We start from the raw sequence: 19,289 nt of genomic DNA, 5'->3' as shown, positions 1-19,289 counted from the left end.
CCACGACGGGGGTGGTCACGAGCGTCCTCCGGTAGCGGTCTCGACGGGGGTGCGGGCGGCCCGCAGGCCCTGGACGAAGGCCCGGGCCCGCTGCAGCGGGGTGGGCGGCGGGGTGCGTTCGGCGCCCCGGGCGAAGTAGCGCTCGACGTAGTACTGGCCGAGCGACAGCACCGTGGTCAGCAGCACGTACCAGACGGTGGCCACCATCAGCAGCGGCACCACCCGGCCGGTGCGGCCGTAGACGACCTGCACCTGGTAGAAGAGCTCGCCGATGGCCATCACGTAGACCACCGAGGTGCCCTTGAACAGCGAGATCACCTCGTTGGCGGCGGCCGGCAGGATGCCGCGCATGGCCTGCGGCAGCACGATCCGCCAGGCCTGGCGCCAGCGCGGCACGCCCAGCGCGGCGGCGGCCTCGCGCTGCCCGCCGTCGACCGCGATGATGCCGCCGCGGATGATCTCCGCGGCGAACGCGGCCTGGTGCAGGCCCAGCCCCAGCACGGCGGCGCCGAGCGCGCCCAGCACCCCCATCGTCTCGAACTCGGCGAAGGTCGGGCCGAACGGGATCCCGATGCCGAACCGCTTGTAGAGGTAGGAGAGGTTGAACCAGAAGACCAGCTGCACGATCAGCGGGATGGAGCGGAACGCCCAGACGTAGGCCCAGGCGATGGACTGCAGGATCGCGCTGCGCGACAGCCGCATCGCCGCCACCACCGCACCCAGCAGGAAGCCCAGCAGCGTTCCGTAGAAGGTGAGTTCGATGGTGCGGCCGACGGCGCGCAGGATGGTGTCGGCGGAGAAGTAGACCCGGAAGGTCGCCCAGTCCCAGCCGGGGTTGGTGGCCAGCCCGTGGGCGAACTGGAGCAGGACGACGACGGCGGCGAGGCCGGCCGCCCAGCGCCACGGGTGGCGGGCCCGGACGGTCCGCAGACCGGCCAGCTCGCCGAGGTCGACGCGCCCGGCCGGGGCGGCCGGCGCCTTGGTGGCGGTTCTTCCGGCCGGCGGACCGGCCTCGGTGGTGGTGATGCTCATGGGGGGATTCCTCCAACAGGCCCGGGGCCCGGACAGGGGGTCACACGTGCTCGGGCGGGCTGATCTGGGATTCCTTGATCGCCGAATCGACGACTCCCCACTTCTTGACGATCTTGTCGTACGTCCCGTCCTTGATCAGCTGGTTGACCGCCGCCTGGAAGGCCGGGGCGAGCGGGGAGCCCTTCTTGAACGCGAAGCCGACGTCCAGCCGGTGGAACTCGCCGAGGAACTTCGTCCCCGACGCCTCCTGGGACGCCTGGTAGCGCAGGCCGTTGATGGTCGACATCACGACGTCGATCCGCCCCTGCTGGAGGCCGGTCAGCGTGGCGCCGTTGTCGCTGAACGCCTTCACCTCGAAGGGCTTCTTGCCGGCGTCGGTGCAGACGTTCTTCTTGGCGTTCAGCGTGGTCTCGAAGGTGGTGCCGGCCCCGGTGCCGATGACCAGCCCGCAGAGCTGCGCGAGGTCGGTGACCGGCTGGACGCTGGTGTTGTCCTTCTTGACCGCGAAGCCCTGGCCGTCGTCGATGTAGGTGACGAAGTCGATGGTCTTCAACCGGACGGCGGTGACCCCGAAGTTGCCGGTGCCGACGTCGTACTTGCCGCTGCCCAGCGCGGGCAGGATGGTCTCGAAGGCGGCCTCCTCGCGCTCCACGGTCAGGCCGAGCACCTTGGCCACCGCGTCGGTGAAGTCGATGTCCACCCCGGCCGCCTTCTTGGTGGCCTGGTCGGCGTAGAAGGCGGCGGGCGGCGAGGCGATCGCCGAGCCGAACTTCACCGTCCCGGCCTTGCGGACGTCCTCGGGCAGGAGGGCGGCCGCCGCGTCCGACTTCGCGACGCCGGAGACGAGGTCCTGCGCGGCGGCGTCGACCGCCGCCTGGCCGGCGCCCGGCTGGGCGGCGGTCTTCGGGTCCGAACCGCACGCGGCCAGGGCCAGGACCGGCAGCAGGGCGGTGGCCGCGAGCAGGCGGCGGCGGACGGTGGTGGTTCTCACGGGAGTTGGGCGCCTTTCGGGGTCGGTGCGTGATGGGGTCGCGCGGGGGCCTCGGCCCGCTCGCCGTCGGTGCGGGCCGGCAGGGACTTCTCGAACGCCAGCGGGCCGATCTCCAGCGGATCGGCGTCGACGTCGAACAGCGGGGTGTAGCCGGTCGCCAGGTAGAGCCCCCTGGCCTCGGGCTGGCGCGGGCCGGTGGTGAGGAAGATCCGGGTGTAGCCGACCGCCCGCGCGGCCCGCTCCAGCTCGGCCAGCACCCGGCTGGCCAGCCCCCGGCGGCGGTGCGCGGAATGCGTCCACATCCGCTTCACCTCGGCGGTCCGTTCGTCGTACCGCTTGTACGCACCGCCGGCCACCGGCTCGCCGTCCTCCAGCAGGAGCAGCAGTACGCCGGCCGGCTCCGCGAAGGCGTCCTTCGGGTACCGGCTCATCTCCTCCCGGGCATCCGGCCCGTAGCGGGTGACGTACTCGTGGGTGAGCTCCCGCAGCAGCGGCTCGACCAGGGGGTCGTCGATCGTCACCCGGCGGACCTCGGTCGCCAGGCTGGTGCCGCTCACGCCTGGACCGCGATCAGCTGGTGGCGGTCGCGCTCGGCCCGGGCCTCCCGCTCGGCCGCCCCGGCCGCCTTCGCGGCGTCCCGCCGGGCGACCTCCTCGCGCACCAGCGGGATGACGTACCGGCCGAAGTCGATCGCGTCGTCGAGCAGCGCGTAGCCGCGCGCGGAGAGGATGTCCACGCCGAGGTCGTAGTAGTCGAGCAGCGCCTGCGCGACCGTCTCCGGCGTGCCGACCAGGGCGTTGGAGTTGCCGGCCCCGCCGGTGGCGGCCGCGGTCGGGGTCCAGAGCGCGCGGTCGTAGCGCTCGCCGGCCGCGGCGATCTCCAGCAGCCGCTGCGACCCGGTGTTCTCCGGGGTCCGGGCCGCGACCGCACCGCGCCGGACCAGCTCGTCGGACTCCTTGCGGGCCCGGATCGCGTCCACCGTCCGGTACGCCTTCTCCCAGGCCAGTTCCTCGGTCGGCGCGATGATCGGCCGGAAGGCGACCTGGATGCGCGGCACGTCCGTCCGGCCGGCGGCCCGCGCGGCCTCCTTGACCCGCTCGATCTGCTCGGCGGTCCGGGCCAGCGGTTCGCCCCAGAGGCAGTAGATGTCCGCCTCCGCCCCGCCGGCCGCGTAGGCGGCCTCCGAGGAGCCGCCGAAGGAGACGCCCGGGCGCGGGGCCTGGACGGGGAAGACGTCCGAGACGAAGTCGTTGAAGCGGTAGTACTCGCCCTCGTGGTCGAAGGCCTCCGTGCTGGTCCACGCCTTCTTGACGATCCCGATGTACTCACGGGTGCGGGCGTAGCGCTGGTCCTTGGTCAGGAAGTCGCCCTCGCGCTGCTGCTCGTGGTCGTTGCCGCCGGTGATGAAGTGGACGGTGAGCCGCCCGTCGCTGATCCGGTCCAGGGTGGCGAAGGTCTTCGCCGCGTAGGTCGGGTAGGAGACGTTCGGCCGGTGGGCCAGCAGGATCTGGAGCCGGTCGAGCCGGGCCGCGAGGAACGCCGCGGCCGCCGCCGGGTCGGGGGCGCCGGCGCCGTAGGCGAACAGCACGCGGTCCCAGCCGTTGTCCTCGTGGGCCCGGGCCAGCCGCAGCGTGTAGTCGCGGTCGAAGGCCGCCGTGGAGCGGGGGGTGGTCTCCGAACCATCACCGGTGGCGGCGATGCCGAGGAATTCGACGGGCATGGTGACTGACCTTTCGGGTCGTACGGAATCCGGCGGCTGCGGGTGGGCAGACCGGAACAGGCCGTGGCAGAGCCAGGCTTGGAGCAGGGAGCACGGAGCGGGGAGCGAGAAGGCCGAGCGGGGAGCGCGGAGCGAAGAGGGCCGAGCGGGAGGGCGGAGCGGAGCGCGCGGATCGACGGGCACGGGCACGTGACGGTGACGACGGCGGCGGAGCCGTCGACGTCGGCGGAAGGGCGACGGAGAACTGCCGGAGTGCAGTGGGGTACGGAAGGCTGAAGGCGGCAGCGTGCGCCTGAAACGGCCGTCCGTACGGGACTGGACGGCCTACCCGGCCCGCGACGGGGCACCGAGGGAGAGGTCTCCGCGAGGAGGGCCTCCGAGGGAGGAGGCTCCTAGGAGGACAGGGCCGGCTGGACGGCCCGCTGCCGGGTCAGCCGCGACACGCCGCGGACCACACCCGACCGAAGTCGATGTGGTCGCGGGTGACCAGGAGCTGCTCGGCGTACATGAGCACAAGTTGAGCAGTGAAGGATGCACGGCGTCAACCACCGTCCATTACCGCTCTGTTGCGATCACTTGTCGCCGTGTGCCCCGGCGGCGCCACCCTTGACAGCCCTCGTTCGCGCATGCGTACGATCAATGCGGAGAGCAGTGCGGAGCCGGTCGCGTTGAGGGACGCGAGCCGGCCCGACGGCCGTACGTGACCACCCCCGTACCTCCCGCCTGCCCGCAGCTTCCGCCTGGAGCCTCCTCATGGCCACCCCGCAGGACGTCCTTCCCGCGCCCTCCCTCACCGAGAACCCCGTGCCGGCCCCGGAGCCGCCCGCCGGCGCCGTCGTCGACCCCTCGGCCCGGCTCGTCGCCCGCCGCCGGCCCGGCCAGTGGGTCTCCGCCGCCGTCGCGCTGCTGCTGTTCGCGATGGCCCTCAGTTCGGTGATCCGCAACAAGGCCTTCCAATGGGACGTCGTCGCCGACTGGTTCACCGCCACCTCGGTCCTGAACGGCCTCACCCTGACCCTCTGGCTGACCGCCGTCACGCTCGGCCTCGGCTTCGTCCTCGGCACGGTGCTCGCCACCATGCGGCTCTCCACCAACCCGGTGCTGCGCACGCTGAGCTGGACGTACATCTGGATCTTCCGCTCCACCCCGGCGCTGGTGCAGCTGCTGCTCTTCTTCAACATCGGCGCGCTCTACCCGACGCTCGGCCTGGGCATCCCGTTCGGCCCGGAGTTCGTCACCGTCCGGACCGTCAACCTGTTCGGCCCCACCCTGACCGCCGTGGTCGGCCTGACCCTGCTGGAGGCCGCGTACGCCGCCGAGGTGGTGCGCGGCGGGATCCTCTCGGTCGACCGCGGCCAGCTGGAGGCCGCCTCGGCGCTCGGGCTGGGCCGTTGGCGGGTGCTGCGCCGGATCATCGTCCCGCAGGCGATGCGCTCGATCGTCCCCACCGCCGGGAACATGCTGATCAGCGCGCTCAAGGGCACCAGCATCATCAGCGTGCTGGCCGTGTCCGACCTGCTCTACTCGGTGCAGCTGGTCTACCTGCAGTCCTACCAGGTCATCCCGATGCTGATGGTCGCCACCATCTGGTACATCGTGATCACCACCGTGCTGTCCGTCGGCCAGTACTACGTCGAGCGGCACTACGCCAAGGGCGCCACCCGCGACGGCCTGCCGCCCACCCCACTGCAGAAGGCCCGCGCGGCCTGGCGCCGACTGCGCGCCGCCGCCGACGCCCCGGCCGGGGCCGACGCCGCGACCGGCGCCAAGACCGCAGCCGGGGGGACGCGTTGACCACCCTGGTGATCGTCGGCGCCGGCCCGCGCGGCACCGGGCTGCTGGAGCGGATCGCCGCCAACGCGGCCGAACTCCTGCCCGCCGAGCGCCCGCTGGAGATCCACCTGGTCGACCCGCACCCGCCCGGCGCGGGCCGGATCTGGCGCTACGACCAGTCCCCGCTGCTCCGGATGAACTCGATGGCCGAGGACGTCACGATGTTCACCGACGAGCGGTCCACCATCGACGGGCCGGTCCGCCCCGGGCCCTCGCTGGCCGAATGGGCCGCCCGGCAGAGGGAGTTCGCGCCCTACCGGGAGGTCGAGGACCCGGCGGTCCGGGCCGAGCTGGGCGCCCTGGCGCCGACCGACTTCCCCACCCGCCGGGCCCAGAGCGCCTACCTGGACTGGGTGTTCCGCCGCGCCGTCGCCGACCTCCCGCCGCACATCACCGTCACCGTGCACCGGGACACCGTCCGCCGGGTCGAGGGCCCGGTGGACGGCCCGCAGCTGGTCCACCTCGGGGACCGGGTGCTCACCGCCGACCACGTCACCCTGACCCTCGGCCACCTCGACTCCGCCCCGCACCCCCGGTACGCCGCGGACGCCGGGTTCGCCGCCCGGCACGGCCGCTTCCACCTGCCGCCCGCCTTCTCCGCCGACGCCGACCTGAGCGGCATCGGCGCCGGCGAGCACGTCGTCCTGCGCGGCTTCGGGCTCGCCTTCGTCGACCTGGTCGCCCTGCTCACCGAAGGCCGGGGCGGCCGCTTCGAGGAGACGCCGGACGGCCCGGTCTACCGGCCCTCCGGCCGCGAGCCGGTGATCCACGTCGGCTCCCGACGCGGGGTGCCCTACCACTCCAAGACCGGCTACCGGCTCCAGGGGCCGCCCGCCCCGCTCCCCCGCTACTTCGACGCGGCCGCCGTGGACGCCGTTCTCGCGCGCCCCGGACCGCTCGAACTGCGCCGCGACTTCTGGCCGTTGATGGCGAAGGACATCGGCTTCGGGCACTACCACGAACTGTTCCACGCCCACCCCGAACGCACCGCGCTCCCCTGGGCCGAGTTCCTCGCCGGCTACGACGCCCACGACTGGTACGCGCCCGAGCTCGCCCGGCTGATCGCCCGGGCCGTCCCCGACGAGGCCGACCGGCTGGACTTCGAACGGCTCGACTTCCCGCTGGCCGGTCTCGAACTCGGCTCCGCCGAGGAGCTCCAGCGCCATCTGCGCGGCTACATCGCCGAGGACGCCGACCGCCGCGCCGACCCGGCCCACAGCGCCGACCTCGGCGCCTTCCTCGCCCTGCTCTCGCTCTTCGGCCAACTGCCCCGCGTGCTGGCCTCCGGCCGGCTCACCGCCCGCTCGGTCGGCGAGGAGGTCGACGAGTGGTTCTTCGGCTACTTCAGCTACCTCGCCTCCGGCCCGCCCGGCTTCCGGCTGCGCCAGCTGCTCGCGCTCTCCGAGGCGGGCGTGGTCCGCTTCCTGGGCGCGGGCGTCCGGGTCGACCGGGACGAGGCGACCGGCACCTGGCGGGCGTCCGGTAGCACCGTGCCCGGGCACCGCGTCGAGGCCACCGCGCTGATCGAGGCCTATCTGCCCAAGCACGCGCTGGCCCGCACCCGGGACCCGGTCCTGCGGGACCTGCACCGCGCCGGGCGGATCGTGGAGGAGGTGGTCAGCGACGAGGAGCACACCCACCGCTCCGGGCTGCTCACCATCCGGCCCGGGGACAGCCGGGTCCTGGACCCGGCCCTGGACGGCGGGCCGCACCCGCGGCGGACCGCCCTCGGCCCGCACACCAGTCTGCGCGCGGCGGCCGCCTTCGCCCGGCCGCGCACCGACTCCCCGGGCTTTCGCCAGAACGACGCCGCCGCCCGGGCCATCCTGCGGGCCCTGGCGGCCGTCCCGGCAGCGGGCGGGCGGCCCACCGGGCGGCCCACCGCGCCGCTCGCGGCCCGCGTGGTCGGCCCGGGGCCCCGCGCGGCCGGCTCGGGGCCCGAGCAGCTCCTCGACCAGGTCCTCGGCGGTGACGTGGTCCGGAGCTGACACGATCCAGCCCCCGCTCGACGTGATGCCGGTCCCGCGCTCCAACCCGGTCAGGCAGGCACCGGCCCCCTGGCCCGAGGCGACGTCCCGGGCCAGGAGGGCGCCGGATCGGCACCACGGCCCCTGGCGGGGCGCTCCTGCCCCGGCGGGCCACCCGGGGCCCCGGCGCGCGGGCAGCGCCGGCCGCTGCTGGTAGGCAGGCCGACAGGTCGTGCCGGGCCCGCGCGGTGGCCGGTCACCCGCGCCCCCGCCTCTCGAAGCGGCCGCACCCCGTCGACGCACCGTGCGGGGTCGGCCGGGACCGGTACCGGGATGGCCCGGACGACTCGAACGGGTGGAAGGATGGACGCCGGGCCACGCGACGGAGCGGCGGCCGGACGAGCACAGCCGAGGAGCGCAGTCATGGCCAAACCGGCCCCGCAGAGCGATCCCGCGCAGGACGCCCCCGTGGTGTCCGCGCCCCAGCACGCCGCGGCCGGACTGCCGGCGGTCGGCCACAGCCTCCGGATGGCCACCGAGCAGATGGGTGCTCGGCGCACCCTCGCCACCCTGCGCAAGGTCAACCAGCCGGACGGCTTCGACTGCCCCGGCTGCGCCTGGCCCGAGCCCGGGAAGACGCACACCGCCGAGTTCTGCGAGAACGGCGCGAAGGCCGTCGCCGAGGAGGCCACCGAGCGCCGGATCCGCGCCGAGTTCTTCGCCGCCCACCCGGTGGCCGAGCTGGCCGAACGCTCCGGCTACTGGCTCGGCCAGCAGGGCCGCCTCACCCAGCCGATGCTGCTGGACGAGGGCGCCACCCACTACACGCCGATCGCCTGGGACGACGCCTTCGCGCTGATCGCCGAGGAGCTGCGCGCCCTGGACACCCCGGACGGCGCGGCCTTCTACACCTCCGGCCGGACGAGCAACGAGGCCGCCTTCGCCTACCAGCTGTTCGCCCGCCGGCTGGGCACCAACAACCTGCCGGACTGCTCCAACATGTGCCACGAGTCCTCCGGCTCGGCGCTCACCGAGACGCTCGGCGTCGGCAAGGGCAGCGTCAGCCTCAAGGACCTCTACCAGGCCGACCTGATCATCGTGGCGGGCCAGAACCCGGGCACCAACCACCCGCGGATGCTCTCCGCCCTGGAGCGGGCCAAGCGCGCGGGTGCCACCGTCGTCAGCGTCAACCCGCTGCCCGAGGCCGGCCTCGAACGGTTCAAGAACCCGCAGAACGCCCGCGGCCTGGCCGGCCACGGCACCAAGCTGACCGACCTCTTCCTGCAGATCCGGCTCGGCGGCGACCTCGCCCTGTTCCGCGCGCTCAACCGGCTCGTCCTCGACGCGGACGGCGGCGTCGACGAGGAGTTCGTCGCGCGGCACTGCCACGGCTTCGAGGAGTTCGCCGCCGAGGCCCGGCAGACCCGGCGCGAGGAGGTGCTCGCCGCCACCGGCCTGCCGTGGGAGCAGATCGAGGAGCTGGGCCGCCTGGTGCTCTCCTCCCGGAAGATCATCGTCTGCTGGGCGATGGGCCTCACCCAGCACAAGCACGCCGTGCCGACCATCCGCGAGGTGGTCAACTTCCTGCTGCTGCGCGGCAACGTCGGCCGCCCGGGCGCCGGGGTCTGCCCGGTGCGCGGACACAGCAACGTCCAGGGCGACCGGACGATGGGCATCTTCGAGCGGCCCTCGGCGGCCTTCCTGGACGCGCTGGGCGGCGAGTTCGGCTTCGAGCCGCCGCGGGCGCACGGCTACGACTCGGTGGACACCATCCGCGCGATGCGCGACGGCCGGGTGAAGGTGTTCTTCGCGATGGGCGGCAACTTCGTCGCCGCCACCCCGGACACCGAGGTCACCGAGGCGGCGATGCGCCGCTGCCGGCTCACCGTGCACGTCTCCACCAAGCTCAACCGCTCCCACGTCGTGACCGGGGCCCGGGCGCTGATCCTGCCCACCCTGGGCCGCACCGACCGGGACGTCACCGCCAGTGGCGCGCAGTTCGTCAGCGTCGAGGACTCGATGGGCCAGGTGCACTCCTCGCGCGGCGGCCTGCGCCCGCCGGCGCCGGGGCTGCTCTCCGAGGTGGCGATCGTCTGCCGGCTGGCCCGCGCGGCGCTCGGCCCCCGGGACGACGTCCCGTGGGAGGACTTCGCCGACGACTACGACACCCTGCGGGACCGGATCGCCCGGGTGGTGCCGGGCTTCGACGGCTTCAACGACAAGGTCCGCCGGCCCGGCGGGTTCACCCTGCCGCACGGGCCGCGCGACTCCCGGACCTTCCCGACCGCGACCGGGCTGGCCAACTTCACGGTCAACCCGCTCACCGCGCCCGAGGTCCCGCCGGGCCGGCTGCTGCTGCAGACGCTCCGTTCGCACGACCAGTACAACACCACGATCTACGGCCTGGACGACCGCTACCGCGGCATCACCGGCGGCCGCCGGGTCGTGCTGGTCAACCCCGTGGACGCCGCCGAGCTGGGCCTGACCGAGGGCGGGTACGTCGATCTGGTCGGCGAGTGGAAGGACGGCGTGGAGCGGCGCGCCCCGCACTTCAAGGTGGTCCACTACCCGGTGGCCCGCGGCGGCGCGGCGGCGTACTACCCGGAGACCAACGTGCTGGTGCCGCTGGACTCCACCGCGGACATCAGCAACACCCCGACCTCCAAGGCCGTGCTGATCCGCTTCGAGCCGGACAGCGGCGCGAACTGAACCGGCCGACGGCCCGGGGCTCCCCGGGCCGTCGGCCGTCGGGCCGAGCTAGTGCTGGCCCGCCGGCAACGGGGTGGCCGAGGTGGAGCCCGGGGCCGAGGCGGTGGCCGAACCGGTACGGGTGCCGCTGGGCGAGCCCGCGGGAGTCCCGGCCGGCGTCCCGGTGGGGGTGCCTGTGGGCGTACCGGTCGGCGTCCCCGTGGGCGTCCCGGTCGGCGTGCCCGTCGGGGTACCGGTCGGCGTCCCCGTCGGGGTACCGGTCGGCGTCCCCGTCGGCGTTCCCGTGGGCGTCCCGGTCGGCGTGCCCGTCGGGGTGCCGGTCGGCGTCCCCGGGTCGGTCGGCGTGCCGGTGCCGGGCTGCGGGGTGCCGGGCGTCGGCGTCCCCGGGGTGGGCGTACCGGGCGCGGTCGGCGTGCCGGGCGCGGGGTTCGCCGCGTTCGGGTCGACCGGCACCTGGTTGGCCGGGCTCGGGGCGATCGGGGTGACGCTGTCCCAGCCCGCCGGGAGGTCCGGCACCTTCCAGGCACCGCCCGCCTCGTCCGAGGCGGTCTCCGGGTCGGGGCGGACGGCACCGAGGATCGGCATCGAGCCGATCGGCGACACCTTGATCACGGCGCCCGGGCGGGGCGCCTGGACCACCAGCCCGCCGCCGATGTAGAGCGCGACATGGGTGGCGCCCTCGAAGTAGATGACCAGGTCACCGGGGCGCAGCTGGTTCAGCGCGACGTGCTGGAGCTGGGCCCACTGCTCCTGGCTGGTGCGCGGGATCGGCTTGCCGGCGTGCAGCCAGGCCTGCGAGGTGAGGCCGGAGCAGTCGAAGACGTCCGGGCCGGCGCCGCCCCACACGTACGGCTTGTTGAGCTGCGCCAGCGCGTACGCGACGGCGGCGCGGCCGGCCAGCGACGGGGTGCGCTCGCCCTTGCCGAGGGCGCCGGAGGCGAGGAAGGCCAGCTGGGCCTCGTCGGCCTTGGCCTTCTCCAGCTGCTCCAGCTCGGTGCGCTGGGCACCGGTGAGCGAGGAGACCAGCTGCTCGACGGCGGCCAGGTCGGTGGCGAGCTTGGCTTTGGCCGCGTCCTGCTGGGCGACCAGTGCCTGGGAGTTCTTCAGCGCCTCCTCGCTCTGCTTCTGCAGGCCGGTGAGCGCTTCGCGGTCGAGCTTGAGCCGGTCCAGGAACTCGGACTGCGAACGGCTCGCGGCGGAGAGCAGTTCGGCGATGGTGACGGCCTCGTACGGGTCCTGGGAGAGCAGCAGTTCGGCGTAGGCCGAGGTGGCGCCGTTGCGGTACTGGGCGGCGGCGAGCTGGGCGGCCACGTCGGTACCGGCGTCCACGAGCTTCTGCTGACGGTCCAGCCGGTCGCCCAGGTCGGTGACGGTGGCCTGCTGCTCGGCGACCTTGGTGACGGCGGCGTTGAACTGCTCGGTGGCGGCCTCCGCCCCCGTGTACAGCTCGTGCAGCCGGTCGAGCAGCGGCCCGAGGGTGGCCTTGGCCTCCGCGAGCGGGTCCGCGCCGGGCACGGCGGCCGGGGCGGTGATGCCCGGATTGCCCGGGTCCGGTGCCGCGTAGGCGGCCTGGGCGGCCAGCGGCAGCGCCAGCGCGGCGGCCGCCAGGACGGCTCCGCAGCGCAGGGCGGCCCGCACCCACGGTCGTGTTCCCGCTGTCTCCGTGCGCTGTGCGGCCCCGCCCATGGATTCGTTCCTCCCCGCCCCTGCCGATCCCCGGGATGCCCGGATCCTCGCCGATCCTGTCATGGGTCACCCGGCAGAAACAGACCGCACCCGTACGGCCCGATGAATTCTTCGGTCGGTTGTGAGACAGGTCTCAGCAAACCGGAGCGAACCAGGACGTTCTGCGCCAATGCCCAGTTCAGCGGGCCTGGGGACACCTCCTGGCAAGGTCATGGCAATCCCTTGGACACGTCCGGAACCACGCGGCCCGTCTCAGTTCACCTTCCGTTCACCGAGGCTCCCTACCGTCGCGATCGACACCAACGTCAGTGCGACAACTACGACGATTGTTTGGGTATGGAACACATCTCGTTCCTGGTGGCCGTTGTGATCATCACGGCGCTCGCCTTCGACTTCACCAACGGGTTCCACGACACCGCCAACGCGATGGCCACCTCCATCGCCACCGGAGCCCTTCGACCCAAGGTCGCGGTCACCATCGCGGCCGTCCTCAACTTCGCCGGGGCGTTCCTCTCGGTGAAGGTCGCCACCACCATCTCCGGCGGCATCGTCAACGAGAAGGCCGGGATCCATCCGGAGATCATCTTCGCCGCACTGGTCGGCGCGATCCTCTGGAACCTGATCACCTGGCTGAGAGGCCTTCCGTCCAGTTCGTCGCACGCGCTCTACGGCGGCCTGATCGGCGCCACCGTGGTCGGCGTCGGTCTCCACGGCGTCAACTTCGACACCGTGGTCACCAAGATCCTCATCCCGGCGATCGCCTCCCCGCTGGTCGCGGGCCTGGCCTCGTGGGGCGCCACGAAGCTGGCGTACGCGATCACCCGCAAGAGCGACGGCGCCACCGTCACCAAGGGCTTCAAGACCGGCCAGGTGTTCTCCTCCTCGCTGATCTCGCTGGCCCACGGCACCAACGACGCCCAGAAGACGATGGGCATCATCACCCTGACCCTGGTCTCGGTCGGCGCCCTGCCGACCGGCGCGCTGCCCCCCACCTGGGTGATCGTCTCGGCCGGTGCGGCGATCGCGCTCGGCACCTACATGGGCGGCTGGCGGATCATCCGCTCGATGGGCAAGGGCCTGGCGGACATCCAGGCGCCGCAGGGCTTCGCCTCCGAGTCCGCCGCCGCGACCGTCATCCTGACCTCCTCGCACATGGGCTTCGGCCTCTCCACCACCCAGGTCTGCTCCGGCGGCATCATGGGCGCCGGCCTCGGCGGCCCGAAGGGCGAGCTGCGCTGGAGCCTGGTGCGCCGCATGGTCTACACCTGGGGCCTGACGCTGCCCGCCGCCGCCGCGGTGGCCGGCCTCGCGGCCCTCGTGGTCGAGCAGGGCACCTGGGGCGTGGTCCTGGTGGGCGCCGTCCTGGTCGCCGGCTCGGGCGCGATGTGGCTGATCTCCCGCCGCCAGCCGATCCACGCGGACAACGTCAACGAGGCCGGCGACATCACCCCGGTCGAGATCACCCCGACCGCCGCGGCCGGCACCCCCACCACTCCCGCCTCGACCACGGTCGCGGCCTGAGCGCCGACGGCTGAGGAGCACACAGCATGCACATCAAGTGGAACGCCCTGGCCCAGACCGCCGGCTTCAGCTTCGGCATCACCGTCGCGGTGGTCACCGTCTTCGCGCTGGGCATCCTGGCCCTCTCCCGCCGTGAGGCCGCGCTGACCGCGCAGCGCTCGGCGGCGGGCTCCGACGCCCCGGCCGGCGGCGGCCGACTGGCCCTGGCCGGTGCCTACACCTGCTTCGCGGTCTGCGGCGCCGCCGTCCTCTACGGTCTGTCCCTGATCGCCGGCCACTGACGCACGGAGTACGGCGAAGGCCGGGGAGCGGTGTTCCGCTCCCCGGCCTTCGCCGTGTCCTGCCCCGTGCCCCCGCCGACGGCGGTCAGCCCTGGTGGCCGGTGCGCAGCACGGTCTCGCGGATGAACAGCACCGTCACGAAGGCCAGCAGCGCGAACGGCGCCGCGACCAGGAAGACCACGCCGACCCCGTGCCCGAAGGCGTCCGTCACCAGCGGGACGAGCGGGGCGGGCAGCTTGTGCAGGTCCGGGATGCCGCCGCCGGCCGCGGCGCCGGTGGCCGGGACGTGCGCGGCCGCCAGGTTCTCCGTCAGGTAGTGGCCGACCCGGTTGTTCATCAGGGCCCCGAGGGCGGAGACGCCCATCGCGCCGCCCATGGTGCGGAAGAAGGTGACCACCGAGCTGGCCGCGCCGAGCTCGTGCCGGGGCACCGTGTTCTGCACCGCGAGCACGAGGTTCTGCATGGTCAGGCCGAGGCCGATGCCGGTGATCGCCATGTAGACGGCGAGCAGCACGTAGTCGGTGTCGGCCCGGGCGGTGCCGAGCAGGGCGAAGCCGACGGCCAGCATCAGGGTGCCGGCGACCAGGTAGGCCTTCCAGCGGCCGTACTTGGTGATCAGCTTGCCCGCCACGGTGGAGGCGACGGCCAGGCCGAGGATCATCGGCAGCGTCATCAGGCCGGCGATGGTCGGGGACTTCTCCCTGGCCAGCTGGAAGTACTGGCTGAGGAAGGTGGTCGCGCCGTACATCCCGATGCCGACCAGCACGCTGGCGACCGCCGCCAGGGTGACGGTGCGGTGGCGGAAGAGGCTCGGCGGGATGATCGGCTCGGCCGCGCGCTTCTCGATCGCCACGGCGAGCCCGCCCAGCACCAGGCCGCCGCCGACCATGGCCGCGGTCTGCCAGGAGAGCCAGGCGTAGTTCTTGCCGGCCAGCGTGATCCAGATCATCAGCAGGCTGACGGCGCCGGTGATGACCAGGGCGCCCAGGTAGTCGATCTTGACCTTGCGCTTGACCACCGGCAGCTTCAGGGTGCGCTGCAGCACCGCGATCGCGGCCAGCGCGAACGGGATCCCGACGTAGAAGCACCAGCGCCAGCCGAGCCAGGAGGTGTCCACGATGACGCCGCCGATCAGCGGTCCGCCGATGGTGGCGAGGGCGAAGACCGCGCCGAAGTAGCCGCTGTACCGGCCGCGCTCGCGCGGCGGGACCATCGCCGCCAGGCAGATCTGGGCGAGCGCGGTGACACCGCCGGCGCCGATGCCCTGCAGCGCGCGGCAGGCGATCAGCTCGCCGGTGTTCTGGGCGAGGCCGGCCAGCGCGGACGAGGCGATGTAGATCACCAGGGCGATCTGCAGGAGCAGCTTCTTGCTGGCCAGGTCGGACAGCTTGCCCCAGATCGGGGTGGAGGCGGTGAGGGTGAGCAGGGTGGCGGTGATCACCCAGGTGTAGGCGGACTGGCCGCCGTGCAGGTCGGTGAGGATGCGCGGCAGGGCGTTGGAGACGACGGTCGACGACAGCACGGCCACGAAGAGGCCGAGCAGCAGGCCGGACAGGGCCTCCAGCACCTGCCGGTGGGTCATGGGTGTGTCGTCGTCGGCGGTGGCGGCTCCGGTCGCGGCTCGGGCGGTGACGGTCATCTGGGTCCTTCGGCGGGTGCGGGGCGGAAGCGGGAGGCGGCGACGGGGGACGGAAAAGTCGTTGCCTTAAGCAACCATAGGATCAATGGTTGCTTAAGGCAACTTTCTTCAAGCCCAAGTAAAGTCCCGCCCCGCGACCCGCGCCGGACCGCCGGACCTCAGGTCCCGACAGCCTCCCCGACCACGTCGTTGAAGCGGTGCAGCAGCCCGGCGAAGCGGATCACGTCCTCCTCGGACCAGTTGGCCATCAGCTCGCGCACCCGCTCGATCCGGGCGTCCCGCGCGCCCAGGTAGCGCCGCCGGCCGTCGTCGGTGAGCGAGACCAGCGCGGACCGGCGGTCCAGCGGATCCGCCTCCCGGGTCACCAGGCCCAGCTCCTCCAGCGCCCGGATCTGCCGGCTCACCGTGGCCTTGCCCACCGCGAAGTGCACGCCGACGTCGGTCACCCGCACCCGCCCGGCCTGCTCGATGTAGCCGAGCATGCTGTACGCCGCCCCCTCCAGGCTGGGGTGCACCCGGCGGGAGAGTTCCGCCACCCGGGCCCGGCCCCGGCGGAACATCAGCGCGACCTCGCGCTCCACCGCCAGCAGGGGTTCCTCGTCATTCGCCGCACTCACCGCGCAAGTATCCCGCAGCACAGTGCCCCCACATACGGCGCGGGAAATCGGGAAAGCCAACTACTTGATGGTATGAAGTATCCGTTTTTCCCGATACGCAAGGAGATGTGGATGACCACCCCAGGGCAGGGACCGAGGCCAGGACTCGTCGCCGAACTGAAGGGGGCGGTCACCCCGCGCGCGGCGCTGCTGGTGATCGCCGTCCTCCTCCTCCAGCTCGGCTTCATCACCTCGTACGTCGGGGCGCTGCACAGCCCCACCCCGCACGAGCTCTCGATCGCGGTGGTCGCGCCGCCGCAGGTCTCCCCCAAGCTGGTCGAGGCGCTGGAGGGGGTGCCCGACAACGCGGTACGGGCCTCCACCGCGCCCGACGCGGAGACCGCCACCGCCCGGATCAAGGACCAGAAGCTCTACGCCGCGCTGGTGGTGGACCCGGCCGGCACCGAGGACACCCTGCTGGTCGCCAACGCCCGCGGCCCGGCCGCAGCCCGGGCCGCCCAGACCATCGTCACCGCGGTGGACCAGACCCAGGGCCGGACGGTGCGCACCGTCGACACCATCCCGCTGGCCAAGGGCGACACCAACGGCCTGTCCTCCTTCTACCTGGTGATCGGCTGGTGCGTCGGCGGCTACCTGGTCGCCTCGATCCTCGGCGTCAGCGCCGGGGCGAAGCCCGCCAACGCCTACCGGGCGGCCATTCGGCTCGCCGCCCTCGCGCTGTACTCGATCGCGGCCGGCATCGGCGGGGCGGTGATCGTCGGACCGGCGCTGAACGCCCTGCCCGGCTCGTCCTGGGGGCTCGCCGCGCTGGGCGCCCTGGTGGTGTTCACGGTCGGCGCGTTCACCATGGCGCTGCAGTGCCTCTTCGACATCATCGGGATCGGCGTCGCGGTACTGATCTTCGTGGTGCTCGGCAACCCCAGCGCGGGAGGGGTCTTCCCGCCACCGATGGTGCCCCCGTTCTGGCGGGCCATCGGCGCCTGGATCCCGAACGGCGCCGGCACCGACGCGGCCCGCTCGATCGCCTACTTCGGCGCGACCAACCTCACCATGCCGCTGCTCGTGCTGCTGGTCTGGGCACTGGTCGGCGTCGCGGTCACCTTCGCCGCCGTGCTGCGCCGGCCGCGCGGGGGCCGCGAGCTGCCCGCCGGGTAGCCGGACCACCGCCACCGCCCGGGCCGGCCCGACACCGCCCCTACCCGTCGAGCCGGCCCGGGTCCGCGACGATCGCCCGGACCACGCCGACCGCCGCCCCCAGCAGCGGCCCGCGCCGGCCCAGCCGGGAGACCGTCAGCCGCTCCTCCGTCCAGGGGCGGACGGTCACCCGGGCCGCCAGCTCGGCCCGCATCCCCGGCAGCAGCCAGGGCGCCAGCCGGGCGTAGCCGCCGCCCAGCACCACCTCGGCCGGGTCGAGCAGGTTGACCGCCCCGGCCGAGGCGATCCCCAGGGCCGACCCGGCCCCGTCCAGCGCCCCGCGGACCTCCTCGTCCCCGGCCCCGGCCCGCTCGGCGAGCAGGGCGACCCAGTCGCCCCGGATCCCCTCCAGCCCCGCCGCCCGCAGCACCGCCGCCTCCCCCGCGTACTGCTCCAGGCAGCCGTGCGCCCCGCAGGCGCAGCGCGGTCCGTCCGGGTGGACCGGCACGTGCCCCAGCTCTCCGGCGTATCCGTGCGTCCCGCGCATCAGCCGGCCGCCGACCACGATCGCCGAGCCGACCCCGGCCTCGGCCGAGACGTGCAGGAAGTGATCCGGGGCGCCGCCCAGCCAGAGCTCGGCGAGCCCGCCCAGGTTGGCCTCGTTCTCGGCCTCGACCGGCAGCTCGGCCAGGCCCTGCGCGCCGGCCGCGCGCAGGGCCGGCCGCAGCTCGGCGGCCAGCGGCACGTCCTGCCAGCCCAGGTTGGCGGCGCGCTGGAGCACCCCGTCGCCGTCGCCGACCAGCCCGGGCACCGCGAGCATCAGCCCGGCCGGGCGCAGCCCCGCGTCGACGACCGCCCGGCGCAGCAGTTCGGCCAGGTCGGCCATCACGGCGGCGGGCCGCCGGTCCCGGTTGCGGATCTCCTGACGGTGCCAGGCGCGGACCTCGCCGCGCAGGTCGACCACGCAGGCGCCGAGGTGCTCGACCCCGATCTCGGCGCCCAGACCCGCCGGTCCCTCGGGGTTGAGCCCCAGGGCCGTCCCGGGCCGGCCGACCTTGCCGCTGGGCGCCGCCGGACCCTCCTCGACCACCAGCCGGGCCGCGATCAGCTCCTCGGCGAGCGAGGACACCGCCGCCCTGGTCAGCCCGCTCTCCGCGGCGACCTCCGCGCGCGAGCGCGGGGCCCGCGCGATCACGCCGAGCACCAGCGCCAGATTGGCCCGCCGCATGCCCTGCTGGCTGGCCGGCCCGGCCCGGAGGCCGTCCGTCTCGCGCATCGCGCTCACCCCGCTCAGCTTCCGCCCGCCCCGCCGGTGGGCGGGTCCCGCAGTTCGGACCGGTGTCTGCAGCGTAACCGCGTTCGGCCGGGCGCTCCCGCCGGGCCAGGGGGGCGGATCGGCCGCTCCGGCGCCCCGCCGCGCCGGGCCGCTACGGGATCCGCTGCGGCTGCTCCACGCGGGGGGCGACGGGCTCGGGGAAGCGCGTGAAGACCCAGCGCTGCATCGCCCAGAAGCGGAAGAGCATCGCGACGAAGGTGCCGAGGACCATGCCGCTCAGGAAGTCGGCCACCTCCTGGGTGAAGGGCGTCACCTGCGGCTCGCGCAGGTCCAGGACGTAGCGCGAGACGATCAGCGGGAGGTCGTTGACGCCGATCGCCACCACGCTGACGAGCAGGAACAGCAACACCTCACGCCGGTGGCCGCGGGCCCGGAAGGACCACCGGCGGTTGAGCACGTAGGAGACGGTGGTGGCCACCACGGTCGCGATGGTGAGCGCCACCACCGGTTTGTGCTCCAAAAGGGTGAACTTCAGTGAGAAGTTGATCACTGTTGTCAGAACGAAGCACGTCCCCCCGACCAGCAGGACCTTCACCAGCCTGCGGTGCCTGACCAGGAACGGGCGCAGCCCCGCCGGCACCTTGGCCAGGGCGCGCTGAGTGGGGGACGGCATCCTCGCAGTTTCGCACGGGGTCCGCCGACGCTCCCTCCGACGGAATCGGCGGAAAGCGGCCCGGCGGCCCAGCGGCTCCCGGCGCTCCCGCGCCGCCCGGCGCCCCCGGTCGTGCGAACGGGGGGGGGGGGGGGGGGGGGGGGGGGGGGGGGGGAGGGGTGGGGGGGGGGGGGGGGGGGGGGGGGGGGGGGGGGGGGGGGGGGGGGGGGG

15 protein-coding genes are annotated in these 19,289 nt (G+C 73.7%); 6 read left to right on the top strand and 9 right to left on the bottom strand.

Annotated elements, in window-relative coordinates; translation table 11 throughout:
- Positions 1–15: 15 nt before the first annotated feature.
- From ACZ4UX_RS13175 to ACZ4UX_RS13160, 4 genes are read right to left on the bottom strand one after another with little or no spacing between them, the layout of a single operon-like run.
- Positions 16–1,032, bottom strand: a complete 1,017-nt coding sequence (locus ACZ4UX_RS13175) for an amino acid ABC transporter permease (protein ID WP_465706672.1) — start codon at positions 1,030–1,032, stop codon at positions 16–18.
- A 40-nt stretch (positions 1,033–1,072) separates the two neighbouring features.
- Complete coding sequence (locus tag ACZ4UX_RS13170) at positions 1,073–2,023, bottom strand: ABC transporter substrate-binding protein (RefSeq protein ID WP_329489588.1); 951 nt, start codon at positions 2,021–2,023, stop codon at positions 1,073–1,075.
- Positions 2,020–2,580: a GNAT family N-acetyltransferase gene (locus ACZ4UX_RS13165; RefSeq protein WP_352289319.1), complete on the bottom strand. Its 561-nt coding sequence runs from the start codon at positions 2,578–2,580 to the stop codon at positions 2,020–2,022. Before ACZ4UX_RS13165 ends, ACZ4UX_RS13170 begins: the two co-directional genes overlap by 4 nt.
- Entirely contained in the window at positions 2,577–3,743 is a 1,167-nt protein-coding gene (locus tag ACZ4UX_RS13160) for an LLM class flavin-dependent oxidoreductase (protein WP_465706671.1), read from the bottom strand. Before ACZ4UX_RS13160 ends, ACZ4UX_RS13165 begins: the two co-directional genes overlap by 4 nt.
- A 753-nt stretch (positions 3,744–4,496) precedes the next feature.
- Between ACZ4UX_RS13160 and ACZ4UX_RS13155 the strand changes: the two genes are divergently transcribed.
- The 3 genes from ACZ4UX_RS13155 to ACZ4UX_RS13145 all read left to right on the top strand — a co-directional run bounded on the left by ACZ4UX_RS13155 (position 4,497) and on the right by ACZ4UX_RS13145 (position 10,252).
- The gene (locus tag ACZ4UX_RS13155; protein WP_352289314.1) at positions 4,497–5,537 is read left to right on the top strand and encodes an amino acid ABC transporter permease; all 1,041 of its coding nucleotides are present in this window, start codon (positions 4,497–4,499) and stop codon (positions 5,535–5,537) included.
- Positions 5,534–7,564: an FAD/NAD(P)-binding protein gene (locus ACZ4UX_RS13150; protein ID WP_465706670.1), complete on the top strand. Its 2,031-nt coding sequence runs from the start codon at positions 5,534–5,536 to the stop codon at positions 7,562–7,564. The genes ACZ4UX_RS13155 and ACZ4UX_RS13150 overlap by 4 nt, the downstream gene beginning before the upstream one ends.
- Positions 7,565–7,966: 402 nt before the next feature.
- A complete protein-coding gene (locus ACZ4UX_RS13145) occupies positions 7,967–10,252 on the top strand; it encodes an FdhF/YdeP family oxidoreductase (protein WP_465706669.1) in 2,286 nt (761 codons plus the stop codon).
- A gap of 48 nt (positions 10,253–10,300) precedes the next feature.
- Here the strand turns inward: ACZ4UX_RS13145 and ACZ4UX_RS13140 are convergent, their stop codons facing one another.
- Entirely contained in the window at positions 10,301–11,890 is a 1,590-nt protein-coding gene (locus ACZ4UX_RS13140; RefSeq protein WP_359835012.1) for a C40 family peptidase, read from the bottom strand.
- A gap of 384 nt (positions 11,891–12,274) precedes the next feature.
- Between ACZ4UX_RS13140 and ACZ4UX_RS13135 the strand changes: the two genes are divergently transcribed.
- Together ACZ4UX_RS13135 and ACZ4UX_RS13130 are read left to right on the top strand one after the other, a co-directional pair.
- A complete protein-coding gene (locus ACZ4UX_RS13135; protein WP_465706668.1) occupies positions 12,275–13,459 on the top strand; it encodes an inorganic phosphate transporter in 1,185 nt (394 codons plus the stop codon).
- A gap of 26 nt (positions 13,460–13,485) precedes the next feature.
- On the top strand, positions 13,486–13,740 hold the full coding sequence (locus tag ACZ4UX_RS13130) for a hypothetical protein (protein WP_329489580.1): 255 nt from the start codon (positions 13,486–13,488) through the stop codon (positions 13,738–13,740).
- An 85-nt stretch (positions 13,741–13,825) separates the two neighbouring features.
- On the opposite strand, the gene ACZ4UX_RS13125 is transcribed toward ACZ4UX_RS13130, so the two are convergent.
- Together ACZ4UX_RS13125 and ACZ4UX_RS13120 are read right to left on the bottom strand one after the other, a co-directional pair.
- Positions 13,826–15,322, bottom strand: coding sequence for an MDR family MFS transporter (locus ACZ4UX_RS13125; RefSeq protein ID WP_465602188.1), 1,497 nt, complete (start codon positions 15,320–15,322; stop codon positions 13,826–13,828).
- Positions 15,323–15,537: 215 nt separating this feature from the next.
- A complete protein-coding gene (locus ACZ4UX_RS13120) occupies positions 15,538–15,996 on the bottom strand; it encodes a MarR family winged helix-turn-helix transcriptional regulator (protein WP_329489578.1) in 459 nt (152 codons plus the stop codon).
- A gap of 111 nt (positions 15,997–16,107) precedes the next feature.
- Here ACZ4UX_RS13120 and ACZ4UX_RS13115 point away from each other — a divergent pair, with 111 nt between their 5' ends.
- On the top strand, positions 16,108–17,151 hold the full coding sequence (locus ACZ4UX_RS13115; RefSeq protein WP_329489577.1) for an ABC transporter permease: 1,044 nt from the start codon (positions 16,108–16,110) through the stop codon (positions 17,149–17,151).
- Positions 17,152–17,191: 40 nt separating this feature from the next.
- On the opposite strand, the gene ACZ4UX_RS13110 is transcribed toward ACZ4UX_RS13115, so the two are convergent.
- Entirely contained in the window at positions 17,192–18,406 is a 1,215-nt protein-coding gene (locus tag ACZ4UX_RS13110) for an ROK family protein (protein ID WP_465706751.1), read from the bottom strand.
- Between the two features lie 151 nt (positions 18,407–18,557).
- The gene (locus tag ACZ4UX_RS13105; RefSeq protein ID WP_329489576.1) at positions 18,558–19,079 is read right to left on the bottom strand and encodes a GtrA family protein; all 522 of its coding nucleotides are present in this window, start codon (positions 19,077–19,079) and stop codon (positions 18,558–18,560) included.
- Positions 19,080–19,289 lie beyond the last annotated feature (210 nt).

The organism is Kitasatospora sp. NPDC028961 (assembly GCF_055564815.1).
Note: the sequence above shows the minus strand (reverse complement) of the source record. Positions and strands in the feature narration are given on the sequence as shown.

Excerpts from the sequence above, each read along its gene's own strand:
- ACZ4UX_RS13175 (WP_465706672.1), bottom strand. The coding sequence starts at position 1,032 with ATGAGCATCACCACCACCGAGGCCGGTCCGCCGGCCGGAAGAACCGCC.
- ACZ4UX_RS13160 (WP_465706671.1), bottom strand. The coding sequence starts at position 3,743 with ATGCCCGTCGAATTCCTCGGCATCGCCGCCACCGGTGATGGTTCGGAG.
- ACZ4UX_RS13155 (WP_352289314.1), top strand. The coding sequence starts at position 4,497 with ATGGCCACCCCGCAGGACGTCCTTCCCGCGCCCTCCCTCACCGAGAAC.
- ACZ4UX_RS13145 (WP_465706669.1), top strand. The coding sequence starts at position 7,967 with ATGGCCAAACCGGCCCCGCAGAGCGATCCCGCGCAGGACGCCCCCGTG.
- ACZ4UX_RS13135 (WP_465706668.1), top strand. The coding sequence starts at position 12,275 with ATGGAACACATCTCGTTCCTGGTGGCCGTTGTGATCATCACGGCGCTC.
- ACZ4UX_RS13130 (WP_329489580.1), top strand. The coding sequence starts at position 13,486 with ATGCACATCAAGTGGAACGCCCTGGCCCAGACCGCCGGCTTCAGCTTC.
- ACZ4UX_RS13125 (WP_465602188.1), bottom strand. The coding sequence starts at position 15,322 with ATGACCCACCGGCAGGTGCTGGAGGCCCTGTCCGGCCTGCTGCTCGGC.
- ACZ4UX_RS13115 (WP_329489577.1), top strand. The coding sequence starts at position 16,108 with ATGACCACCCCAGGGCAGGGACCGAGGCCAGGACTCGTCGCCGAACTG.
- ACZ4UX_RS13110 (WP_465706751.1), bottom strand. The coding sequence starts at position 18,406 with ATGCGCGAGACGGACGGCCTCCGGGCCGGGCCGGCCAGCCAGCAGGGC.
- ACZ4UX_RS13105 (WP_329489576.1), bottom strand. The coding sequence starts at position 19,079 with ATGCCGTCCCCCACTCAGCGCGCCCTGGCCAAGGTGCCGGCGGGGCTG.